The 10,340-nt window shown below is 60.2% G+C and carries 11 protein-coding genes and 2 pseudogenes; 11 read left to right on the forward strand and 2 right to left on the reverse strand.

Annotated elements, in window-relative coordinates; all coding sequences use genetic code 11:
- Window positions 1-685 precede the first annotated feature (685 nt).
- From NKH41_RS33175 to NKH41_RS33185, 4 genes and pseudogenes are all read left to right on the forward strand, one after another.
- The gene (locus NKH41_RS33175) at window positions 686-847 is read left to right on the forward strand and encodes a hypothetical protein (protein WP_352755486.1); all 162 of its coding nucleotides are present in this window, start codon (window positions 686-688) and stop codon (window positions 845-847) included.
- A gap of 287 nt (window positions 848-1,134) precedes the next feature.
- Window positions 1,135-1,288: pseudogene (locus tag NKH41_RS33180) on the forward strand (diguanylate cyclase); the annotation flags it as partial.
- A 140-nt stretch (window positions 1,289-1,428) separates the two neighbouring features.
- Window positions 1,429-1,641: a hypothetical protein gene (locus NKH41_RS34325; protein ID WP_502895030.1), complete on the forward strand. Its 213-nt coding sequence runs from the start codon at window positions 1,429-1,431 to the stop codon at window positions 1,639-1,641.
- Window positions 1,642-1,950: 309 nt separating this feature from the next.
- A complete protein-coding gene (locus NKH41_RS33185; RefSeq protein ID WP_352935826.1) occupies window positions 1,951-2,235 on the forward strand; it encodes a DUF982 domain-containing protein in 285 nt (94 codons plus the stop codon).
- Between the two features lie 839 nt (window positions 2,236-3,074).
- On the opposite strand, the gene NKH41_RS33190 is transcribed toward NKH41_RS33185, so the two are convergent.
- Window positions 3,075-3,932 (reverse strand): alpha/beta fold hydrolase, encoded by an 858-nt coding sequence (locus NKH41_RS33190; RefSeq protein WP_352935829.1) that lies wholly within the window; start codon window positions 3,930-3,932, stop codon window positions 3,075-3,077.
- 254 nt (window positions 3,933-4,186) lie between these two features.
- On the opposite strand from NKH41_RS33190, the gene NKH41_RS33195 reads away from it, so the two are divergent.
- From NKH41_RS33195 to NKH41_RS33225, 6 genes and pseudogenes are all read left to right on the forward strand, one after another.
- Window positions 4,187-5,236, forward strand: a complete 1,050-nt coding sequence (locus NKH41_RS33195) for a YihY/virulence factor BrkB family protein (protein WP_352935832.1) — start codon at window positions 4,187-4,189, stop codon at window positions 5,234-5,236.
- Window positions 5,220-5,833, forward strand: a pseudogene (locus NKH41_RS34330) (transposase); the annotation flags it as partial. The gene NKH41_RS33195 and the pseudogene NKH41_RS34330, both read left to right, overlap by 17 nt.
- 69 nt (window positions 5,834-5,902) lie before the next feature.
- The gene (locus tag NKH41_RS33210; protein ID WP_352901936.1) at window positions 5,903-6,418 is read left to right on the forward strand and encodes a hypothetical protein; all 516 of its coding nucleotides are present in this window, start codon (window positions 5,903-5,905) and stop codon (window positions 6,416-6,418) included.
- A gap of 4 nt (window positions 6,419-6,422) precedes the next feature.
- Entirely contained in the window at window positions 6,423-6,818 is a 396-nt protein-coding gene (locus NKH41_RS33215; RefSeq protein ID WP_352935835.1) for a phage holin family protein, read from the forward strand.
- A complete protein-coding gene (locus NKH41_RS33220) occupies window positions 6,815-7,699 on the forward strand; it encodes a hypothetical protein (protein WP_352935838.1) in 885 nt (294 codons plus the stop codon). Before NKH41_RS33215 ends, NKH41_RS33220 begins: the two co-directional genes overlap by 4 nt.
- Complete coding sequence (locus NKH41_RS33225) at window positions 7,696-8,460, forward strand: hypothetical protein (protein WP_352935841.1); 765 nt, start codon at window positions 7,696-7,698, stop codon at window positions 8,458-8,460. The genes NKH41_RS33220 and NKH41_RS33225 overlap by 4 nt, the downstream gene beginning before the upstream one ends.
- A 699-nt stretch (window positions 8,461-9,159) precedes the next feature.
- On the opposite strand, the gene NKH41_RS33230 is transcribed toward NKH41_RS33225, so the two are convergent.
- On the reverse strand, window positions 9,160-9,669 hold the full coding sequence (locus NKH41_RS33230) for a ferritin-like domain-containing protein (protein ID WP_352637601.1): 510 nt from the start codon (window positions 9,667-9,669) through the stop codon (window positions 9,160-9,162).
- Between the two features lie 100 nt (window positions 9,670-9,769).
- On the opposite strand from NKH41_RS33230, the gene NKH41_RS33235 reads away from it, so the two are divergent.
- Window positions 9,770-10,006 carry a hypothetical protein gene (locus tag NKH41_RS33235; protein ID WP_352935844.1) on the forward strand — a complete coding sequence of 79 codons (237 nt, stop codon included), beginning with the start codon at window positions 9,770-9,772 and terminating at the stop codon, window positions 10,004-10,006.
- The last annotated feature ends 334 nt before the right edge of the window (window positions 10,007-10,340 follow it).

The following is a 10,340-nucleotide window of genomic DNA, read 5'->3' on the forward strand; positions in this document are numbered from 1 at the left end:
CAGGACACGACAGCCAACACCGCCGCGCCGGGCCAGGTGAAAAAGACCGACGAAGGTTGCTGATTGGCACATCGGCTCAGGTTGGGAATCACCAGCGTGTGGCTGGCTGATCTCCCCCGACCACCGCCTGAACTCAACTCGGCTGGCGAGCAAGTTCCCGCCAGCTCAACGTTCTGATGCTGAAAATACTGGACCAGATCTATGCGGTCTCACCGTTAGCGCCAGCGAAGCGACGACACCGGGGCGGGACAGGCGGGGCCGCTACAGCTCCAGGCTTGTCTTCCCGGTGCGCACGGCGTCGACGACTTCGCGCATCGAGTCGAGGACGAGCTGCCGACGATCCGCATGCGGATCAGCAACTCAGGGTCGATCGAGGGACGGCCGACCGGGCAGGCCGCACCCTAATACCCAAGCGGAAAGGCCACGCCCACGCCTGGACACGGCCCAGTGTATATCGGCGGGCTGCTTGCCAATGAGCTCTAGTGATGTCGAGCGCCCGCTGCGCCGATATGAGCGTGGAGGCCAAGAACAGGCGTATCAAAGGTCTGGCCTGATCGCGCCGGCTGATGATGCGCATAAAGGCCTGGGGGCCAGGCATCAGCGGCTCGGCCGTCGCCACGATCTCGGCCTGCCGCCACTTGTAGAAGGGCGCCAGATACTGGCGGATGGCCTTTAGCGTAGCGTCATGCTGGAGCGCCAACGGATCGGGATCGATGCCGTCAAAGGCGACAAGACCAAGTACCCAGGACGGAAGCCAGCAGCGATGGGGAAGCGCGACAAGATCGTGAAGTTGGATGCCGAGGGCATGACCAGAACAGCGATAGCCAAAGGAACTGGGGGTCAGTGAGCGGAGCGTTTATCCGGCGCTTCAGGGGACCGGTGAGCGCCGATAGGTGACCACTAGGACTACGAGGCGAATTAGGCCCCACCAGACTATGAAACGCTCCTCTCCCAAGCTGACCCGCGCTCTTCCGTATCTTGACCCTCAGCTTCAGACGCCTGTCGAGGAAGTGTTCGACGCTGGCCATCACCCGTGCGCCCGCACGCTCGCTGCGAACATAGAGGGCAGTCGTCGGCGTAGCGAACGAAGCAGTGCTTGCGTCGCTCCAGTTCCTTGGCGAGTTCGTCCAGCATTCCGACTTTGAAACATGGCTGATTTCCACACAGTCGCGGCGGGGCAAGACCGGCTTTTAAGCGGTTGAGACGGATCATGGATGGTCGCTGGCTCTGGATGACGGAAACGGATCAAAACGACGGCTGGATGCTCTGCATAGCCAACGAGATCACAATCTGCGGCTTCGGAAGCGAGGCTAGTCTCCATGACGTCAGGGCACGCCGCCGCTTCCGGTCTGCCAGTCTGGCGCATGTGTCAACAGTTCCGAGCCGAAGCACTGCACCGCCCCAGCCAAAGAAAGTTGGCTCGCCCGACTGGCAGAAGAAGGCCTCGATGCTTCGCGCCTTCGCGGGGCCGTCAGCCAGACCATCGCCGGTGAGCCGCCGAAGGAACGTGGCATCCTTGCCGCGCTGCGCCGATCCCGCTGCCGGAGCCGATCTCCAGGTCAAGATCTGATGCGACATCTGCTCGATACAAACCGCCTCGGAGCCCCTGCTCTAAAGGACGGCCCAACGAAACGACCATAATCTTTTCATCTCCTCCCTCACAGCCGTCGAATTCGTCGCGGTGTGCTTGAGAAGCCGTCGGGCAAGCGGCGTGACGAGCTCGAAAAATAGTTCGCGGCGTCGGACGGTGCACAGATGCTTTTTGCCGGCCGGGTCCTGTTGTACGACGAGAGGATGGTCCGGCTAGGCAAAGTGCCGGGCCCAAGGAGAGCCAGCTCAGCCTCAATCGAATCGGCCAGCGGTTCTTTGAAATTCGCGGTAATCCACATTCATGCAACCACTGCCCTTGTCTTCGCGTTTAGCTGCGTTCAATCGTGGGGAGCGACAAGAATGCGGGCCTTCAGTCCAATTACAATCTGCCTCAATCGCAACCTGACGGTGGTCGCGTCCATAGCCGACGCAATGAAGGTGCTTCAGCAACCATGGCCTAGAATGGGAAAGCTGGGGCGGCTCAACGCGATCCGAATGGTCGAGGAGTCCCTCGCCGGGCATTGCAGCCAGCAAGCTGCGCTCGAGGCCTTCAAGGCGGCGGCGGCTGAACAGGGACTCCTTAGAACAAGAGGGACCACCGCAGGTCTGGGGAAAATTGCGCGGATGGTTGAAGATCTGATGTGAGGTCATGCCGGCCTCGCTAACACTGAAGAGCCGCCCCACTTGAAGCCCGAAATACTGCCTTCTCCCGCGGCAGCCGAAACGCCTCAAAACGGGCTATTAGCCTGGACGTGAGAAGGCCCTGGCTTCGTCCGGGACAGCCAGGACCCAAGTCGCGGCGGTGGCAACTAATCTGGTGGTGGCCGTCAGATGGTTCAGCCAGGTCGGCACGAGAACCGAAGATAACCGGGACTGTGCCGGCGTCGGCATTCGCAAAGAGGGGCACTCTGCATCGTTCTCGATGGCTAATCAGCAGGAAGGAACGTCTTGGCCTCTTTGGCAGCAGCCTCGAAGGCCTGACGGACCTCCACCGGGGTCAGCCGCCCCTAAAATGCGTCGGCGCAGGACTGGATCGCCAGCTTCCACTTCGGTCCCCTCTTCGGCCACTTCATGTTCCTCGGCGGCTCCCTTGACGTGGCTCACCCCGTAGGTGAGCCCAGGTCGGTTGGCCCTGACGTAGACCGGAGGGGATAACCAGTGGAGTGCCATGAGGGGGAACTTAGGCGGGAAGAGCCCGTTGACCAACCCAGCTGTAGGCGCGGATAGGGGAACGATGTAGGCCCCTCGCGGGTTTAGAGGTTGCAGCGGTCGTTCTTCGGATGTGCAGCCGCTCCGTCGCCTCTCCTTGCTGGCGGCGGGCTCCGCAAAGCGCGGTGTTGGTCGGAGACAATAGAACCTTATACCGCAATCCAACTTAGCTAGTTGTAATGTCCCCTCCTCTTTTGCAGCAGCCAGGAACGCCCTGCAGGCCTCCTCCGGCTCCATCTGACGCTGCCCCCAGTTTCTATCCATTTTTGAGTTCCTCAGCCCTCCAGGAACGCCAGAAGCGCCGCATTCACCGCGTTGCTCTCTTCGCGTTGAACCCAATGCGTCCCTTTCTCGAAAGTCTGCACGCGGCCATCGTCGCAAAGGGCGAGACTGCGCTTGGCCAGCCCGGATTCTAGAGCCTGGTCCTGCATCCCCCACATAACAAGAGTGGGCGTCGTGATCCGCTCCTTCAAGCTCGGGCGAAAGGGCAAGGCGCGATACCAGTTGAGCATGTTGGTCAGCGCCCCCGGCCGCTCCCAAGCCTGCCGATATTCTGCAATCTCCTCTTCTTCGAAGGCGCCTTCCCGGCTGGATGTCCTAAGTGCTCGTGCGAGCAAGGCGGAGCGCCGCGCACCCAAAACGGCTTCGGGCAGCAAGGGGATCTGGAAGAAAACCACGTAACTGCTCCGCAGAAACTGCGTCGGAGATCGCAGGGCATGGGTCAACAGCACCTCGGGATGGGGCGCATTCAGGATGACGAGCTTGTCCAGGCGATGAGGCAACTTTGCCCCGGCGGCCCAAGCGACGATGCCGCCCCAGTCATGGCCGACGAGGTGAAACCTTCCGATGCCGAGCGCGTCGGCCAGGGCGACGACATCGCCGATGAGCTTGGGGAGCGTGTACTCGTGGATGCCCTCGGGCTTGTCGCTGGTGTTGTAGCCCCTCTGGTCGGGAACGATGACCCGATATCCGGCGGAAGCGAGCGTACGGATCTGCCGTCTCCAGCCGATCCAGAAGTCCGGGAACCCGTGCAGGAGCATGACCGGCTTACCCTCGGCAGGCCCGGCCTGAACGACATGAAGCCGAATGCTTCCGGCGTTGACGAACTGATGTTCAGGCGCGAGTGAGATCATGGCTGGTAACGTGGGTGTCGTTAAAGTGATCCAGCACAATGAGGATTTAGATCAGGCTGCGTCGTCCCGACAAGATGCACGCTCAGCCGTCGCATCCCCCGGCCACATGGGCATGGGAGCCGAAGGGCCAAGTGGGGATGGCGCAGGTGTTGGTACAGGCGGCGGATGTTTATTTGTAAGCGCAGGTCTGCACCTGCATCCTTTGGCGCTATTATACGTTTGCCCCGCGAAGAAGATGCTCCGGACCGGCGGCCATGTCGAAGAAAACAACCGAGGACGCTTACGAAGGTCAAGTGCAACTTGAGCGGCGGGCCGAACGGGAGAGCCGCGGACGCAATGCCGAATGGCCGTCAGAGATTCCCAGCCGCGGCTGGAAGGACGTGCTGTGGCGGGTCTTCGCTGAGCTCACCGAGGACCGTGTTATGCTTATCGCGGCCGGGGCCGCATTCTATCTGCTTCTTGCCCTCTTTCCAGCACTTGCCTCCTTCGTGTCCATCTACGGTTTCGTCGCCGATCCTCAGACCATCGCTGAGCACATTGCGTTCCTTGGCGGCGTACTGCCTTCGGGAGGGCTGGATATTATCAGATCTCAGCTTGCGTCCTTGGCCGCTCAGAAGGCTGGCGCGCTCAGCTTCGGCTTCATCTTCGGCCTTGCCGTCGCACTGTGGAGCGCCAGTAACGGCATAAAGACGCTATTCGAAGCCATGAACATCGCCTACGAGGAGAGTGAAAAGCGCGGCTTCATCCACCTGAATCTCCTGGCCTTGGGCTTCACGCTTGGCGCCATCCTCATTGGTATCGGCTTTATCATCTCGGTGGGGATTGTGCCGGCCATGCTTGTGCTGCTGAACCTCGGCGGCTGGACCGAAGCCCTTGTGCGGATCCTTCGGTGGCCGATGATGCTGATCATGGTGGGCGTCGGGATCACGCTGATTTACCGCTACGGGCCCAGCCGGGAAAGGGCAAAGTGGCAATGGGCGACATGGGGCGCCTTCCTCGCGGCTGTGGTCTGGATCGCAGTCTCGATAGGCTTCTCCTATTATCTTGAAAACTTCGCCAACTACAACGCCACGTATGGAGCCCTTGGGGCAGTCATCGGCTTGATGATGTGGACTTGGATTTCTGTGATTATCCTGGTTGTAGGTGCGGAGCTGAATTCCGAGATGGAGCATCAGACAGCGATGGACACCACAACAGGTGCGCAGCAGCCGATGGGTGCGCGAGGTGCCACGGTCGCCGACACACTGGGCGGATCGGCCGATGCCGCCGACCAGCAGTCGCGTTTGGACGAGCGCAACGCGTAGCGCGCAGATCACTTTGCACGCCATCGTCAAGCGGCTGCAGCCGAGCGTGGCCCAGCAACGGCTCAAGGCGCTGGTCGCCCGGCTTGCCCAGGTGACTGGCGATCTCACCATCCAGAAGCAACGCAAAAGCACCGTCGCCGATGCCGAAACCTCGCCAGCCTCGACGAGGTCATTGTTTTGCTCAAGCGTCAGAGCCGCCGACTTGAAGGGCGAGATCGCCTCGCTAATCGACGACGATCCGCTGTGGGCCTGTCTCGATCAGGTCTTCGGTTCGGTCAAGGGCCCCGCGTACTCCTGATGGCCGAGTTGTCCGAGATTGACACCTTTCCAATAAGGCCATCGCCAAACTCGTGGGCTTGGCGCCGATCGCCAATGACAGCGGCAGGCGCAGCGGTCGAAGACCTGTGCGCGGCGGCCGTAAAGGTCCGCGCTCCATCCTCTTCCTCATCGCGCTCACCGTCGCCAGATATGATCCCCCCGCGCCTTCAGGCAGGAAAGGAAAAGATGATTATTCGCATTGCGCCCGCCCGCAAGCTACCCATCATTCCCAATGCAAAAGCACGCGATGCGCGCCACGAGTTCGCAAACGCAACTTGACACCCCAGATAGTCACTCATTGGGAACCAACGGGCCTTACCTCCGTTTGCTCCTCGAATGGAGGAAACCATGAACAACCGGAATTCTGAACGGCATCCCCCAACTGCGCTAAGAGCTGGTGACGGTACCCCGGAAGACATAGGAGCGACCGTAAGCGGCACGTTATCCAAAGCGTCCGACATAGCGCAAGGGGCAGCGGAAACCGCCAAACGGGCTGCCGTTGGTGGCGCGTCCACCGTGACCAATCAGGTTAAGGAGATGTTGGACCGTCAGGTCGGCAGCGGCGCCGAGGTGATGGGCCAACTGGCGAGTTCGACTAAGCGTGCGGCCGAGGACCTCGACGCAAACGCACCGATAGTCGCTGGGGTCGTGCGCACTTTCGCGAATAGGCTTGATGGATACGCAGACGACCTGCGAGACAGGTCCGTCGATCAGCTGGTTCTTGCAGCGTCCGATTTGGCGAGGCGCAAGCCGGGTTTGGTGTTTGGGCTGGCCGCAGTAGCGGGTTTTTTGACATTCCGCACACTGAAGAGCGCGCCTCCCGCACCAGAGTCCATCAAGGAAAGGCGGCAGGGAGCGAACTGATCTGATGGCACAGGAACAACTGAAGAATTCGCCTCTCCCTCAAGCATTGTCGGCAGTGTTGGCGGACGTCGCGGACCTCTTTCAAAAAGAGTTGCGCCTGGCGCATGCGGAGCTGTCCGCCAACGTCTCAACGAAGCTCCAAGCAGGTGTGTGGATGTCTGCTGCTGGCGCGCTGGGAGTGGTCGCCGCTCTGCTTCTAATGCAAGCCCTCGTACTTGGAATCGCCAGCTTAGGGATAGCCCTGCACTGGTCGTGTCTGATCGTCGCGGCCGCAACGGGCGTCGCCGCTGCTTTCGCCTATTATAGGGGCCGGGCTGATGCGCAAAAACAACTTCTGCCGACACACTCCATTAGCCAAATAAAGCAGGATATTGCGACAACCAAGGAGCAACTAACATGAGCCGCAATTCACAGGTCCAGGATTTTGGAACGAAAGAATGGCTTCTCAGCTCCGCTAGGAACAATCCCGAAGGCCTTCTGCTCGTCGCAGCAGGGTGCGCGCTGCTAATGCGCAGCCGCGGTTCAAGTGCCGGGCATCGCGAGCAATCCCGTGGAACCAACGGGCGCCAAAATGCTCCGCACGTACGCACCGCCAGCGGCGGGGCGTCAAAAACGCAGGAAGAGGCTAGCGAGACAGCTGAGGCCATGCGCGACAATTTAGCCGGCATTGGGGAGAAGGTGAGTGAAACCGCAAGTCACTACGCATCATCGGCCGCGGCATACGCAGAACAGGCCGGTCGCACCGTATCCGAGAAGTCAGGGCGCGTGGTGCAGCAAGCCCAATCAACGTTCCAGGACACGATTGGCCGCATGGTGGAAGAACAGCCATTGGCTTTTGTCCTGGCCGGCTTCGCAGCCGGTGCCGCTATAGCTGCTGCTTTACCGGCCAGCGATGTCGAGAGGCGCACGCTCGGCCCTGCAGGAGAGCGATTGACGGATGCTGCTGAAAAAGCTGGGGACCGCTTGAAGTCTTCGACAGCAAAGGCGGGCGAACGGCTCAAGAGCGTCGCCGAGGAACGTGGGCTGAATTCGGACGGCCTCAAGGAGGTGGCGAGGGACGTTGCGGGCGCCTTTGGAAGCGCCTTGTCAGAAGAGCAATCAAGTGAACCCGTGCAGCCGCCTTCGCCAAGCCCAAGTGGATCGAGCGGTTCATCCACTCCGGCCGCCAAGCTGCAACCGGGCAGCGCCACCCCTTCGGAAGGAATAACGGCCAAATCGCAGCGGTCAGGCAACGCTCGGTCGAGCAAACCTGCCCGCCCCGGTGGCAAGAGAGATTTATGATGGCCGATCCGCAACTTGAGCATCTTGAATACGAAGTTGAGGCTGCCCGGGCTAAGCTCGCCGAGGACTTGTCGACACTTCGGTCGCCAAACACGCTCTCCGAATTTACCGATGATTTGAAACACGAAGCGCTTGAGGCAAAGGATGCGCTGGTAGAGAAAGCAAGAGCCTCAATGCAATCGGTGGCGCAGGCGATTATTGACGATCTCAAGGCCAAGGCGGCTGCCAATCCGAGCGCTGCTTTGGCGATTGGGGCCGGTTTGGGGTGGCGTTTCCTCCGCCATCCGCCGATCGCAACCGCACTCGTCGGAGCGGGATTGATCAGCTTGTTGCGGACCAATTCAGCCCGGCCACCCGGCGAGCAGCAGGTGGATCACCTATCGTACGCCAAGGAGCGCCTGAAGGAGCAATCTAGTGATTTGGCGGAAAGCGTCAGTGATTTCGCTCTTGAAACGGCTGGTAAAATAAAACGCGAAGCTGCCGAGTTGACCGGCGTGGCCAAGGAAACTGTTAAAGAGAAGACAGAACGTCTAGCTGCGGGTATCCGCCATAGCGGCGCTGGGGCGCACGAGGGCGAGACTGCCGCAAGAGCATCCGCACCCTTCGATGAAGCTTCGTTAGCTATTCAAGACGCATCGGGCAATGAGCATACCGAGGACAAACTCCTTCTGGCGGCGGCAGGTTTGGCAGTCGCCGCGGCTGTCGGCTTTGCCTATCAACTACGTCTGAATGAGCAGATGGACACCGACCGAACTGGATGAGCGTAGACAGAGGTCATTGCAGAGAAACAGTCGTCCTGAAGGCAAAGTATGATGCCGCGCTGACATTTATCGAGTCCCGACGAGTTCAGCCATCGGATTGCATATTCTGGAACCACGGACGGCGCGATGACGATGCGCACGGCGGAGAAGACAAAGCGGTCCAACCCCTTCGAGCATGGTGATCGTCGGCCGGTCGGTCACGGCTCAGCGAAACCGCCAGCGACCGGCTGAAGCGGAATTCACCCCGAAAACCGTGCAAGTGCTGCCGACCCCATAACGTGAGCGCAACGGCGCGCTCTGTCCGCTGTCAGGACGAACTTTCTCCGATCCGGCTTGGCGCTGCCGGTGCCCGCGCACGCAACTGCTCAGTCATGTGGGGCGTTCTCGGGCATTCCGCTATCGCGACCTCGTTTCGAACGTTTTAACACGCCCACTCGAGCTTGATCTCGCCGAGCGCTGCGCTAGCCCTTCCGATCTGGCTATTGCCAATGCGTATTTGACCAGGCTTGCGCAGGCGAACGCTTCGACTCTCTAAGTGACGACGCCGCAATATTAGCATCGCTCGTCGTTGCAATTTCTCGAAATGCGCAACTCGACGACCGCCTGCTAGGCGTGTTCGTTGCCCAGCGTTCACGAAGGGGGACGCGCTAGCGGACGAATCCCGATCACCCAGTTTACGGTTACTGCGTTCCTACCCGATCACCGCTTGGCGCTGTCGCTGTCCGCTTCGGCCCGCGCAAGGAACTGCTCGGTCGTGGAGGGAAGACGGGATTTCAGCCAATCCGCCATCGCGACTTCCTCTTGCAGATTCTCTTCGCAAGCCCGAAGAACCTCGGTTTCGCCGAGCGATCGAGCGGCGGCAATCAGGATCGTGTAGGAGGCGATTTCCATGTGCTCGAACGTGTAGCTCGCGAGCGATCCTTTCATCACCTCGTCTCCAGCGAAGACGCCGCTCAGCGATTGCGCCATCGCCGTCAGCTTACCGCCAGCGTCCTTCATCGTGGATGAACCCTCGTCCATCTGATCGAGACAAGTCTTCAGCCGGGCAGCCTGCTGCTTGGTCTCGTCGAGGTGCTGTCGGATCCGGTCGCTCAGCTCGGGATAGTTCTCGATGCGACCCAACTGCCCGTTCAACATCGTTTCGGCCTGCTCTTCCATGGCATGGGCATCTCTAAGCCATTGGACAAACCATTCGCGGCTTTCTGACATTTCGAATCTCCTTTGCTATTTAAGGAAACTTTCAGAAGAGGACATTGTTCCGGAGTAGAGCCCGCCGAACGGGCCTTGACCGTCGCCGAGGACCAGTGTCGTGGCGGGTCTCAAATTCACCTCGCGAAAAATCCTGCAGCGATGCGTGGAAAAGGCCAAGATCGCGGAAGATCGGCGCAAGGAAAACGGCCCGTGGACGCTCGCCGCTGCGCCGCTCCATCACAAAGTCCAACTGGCACTGGCCGCTTCCTGGCCATCCGACGCGGCGACATACGGCGACATATTGAAGGTCCCGCATGGCATACTGCGACCGCTGCATGTCGTTCCTGGCAAGTAAGAACGGCAAGCAGATGAAGCTACCAGCGCTCGGCGAAGCTGAAGTGGATTCTCGACGAGGCGCTGATCGCGGCCGCTGGCGCTCCGCATTGAGCCTTGTGCCTCACCGCGCCACCGCAGTCACAAGGAACGCGACGGCCTCTCCGCTCGTTGATTGCTTTTCGACTCGAGCCGCCGTCATGAGGTTTCTAATATACGCCGGCCATCCTAAGGCTGACCTACGGCCAGAGTTACAAAAGTTGAACTTCATCGGGGAACACTCCTTCTGTCTGCCTGTTCAATTTGCCAGGCGCATCCCGCGCATTCAGACAGGAGAAAGAAGATGAAACGCATCC

This window comes from Mesorhizobium sp. M1169 (assembly GCF_040318345.1).
GTDB lineage: Bacteria > Pseudomonadota > Alphaproteobacteria > Rhizobiales > Rhizobiaceae > Mesorhizobium.

Bases quoted from the DNA above. Each gene is read 5' to 3' on its own strand.
- NKH41_RS33175 (WP_352755486.1), top strand. From the start codon at position 686: ATGCTGGAGCGCCAACGGATCGGGATCGATGCCGTCAAAGGCGACAAG.
- NKH41_RS33185 (WP_352935826.1), top strand. From the start codon at position 1,951: ATGCGGGCCTTCAGTCCAATTACAATCTGCCTCAATCGCAACCTGACG.
- NKH41_RS33190 (WP_352935829.1), bottom strand. From the start codon at position 3,932: ATGATCTCACTCGCGCCTGAACATCAGTTCGTCAACGCCGGAAGCATT.
- NKH41_RS33195 (WP_352935832.1), top strand. From the start codon at position 4,187: ATGTCGAAGAAAACAACCGAGGACGCTTACGAAGGTCAAGTGCAACTT.
- NKH41_RS33210 (WP_352901936.1), top strand. From the start codon at position 5,903: ATGAACAACCGGAATTCTGAACGGCATCCCCCAACTGCGCTAAGAGCT.
- NKH41_RS33215 (WP_352935835.1), top strand. From the start codon at position 6,423: ATGGCACAGGAACAACTGAAGAATTCGCCTCTCCCTCAAGCATTGTCG.
- NKH41_RS33220 (WP_352935838.1), top strand. From the start codon at position 6,815: ATGAGCCGCAATTCACAGGTCCAGGATTTTGGAACGAAAGAATGGCTT.
- NKH41_RS33225 (WP_352935841.1), top strand. From the start codon at position 7,696: ATGATGGCCGATCCGCAACTTGAGCATCTTGAATACGAAGTTGAGGCT.
- NKH41_RS33230 (WP_352637601.1), bottom strand. From the start codon at position 9,669: ATGTCAGAAAGCCGCGAATGGTTTGTCCAATGGCTTAGAGATGCCCAT.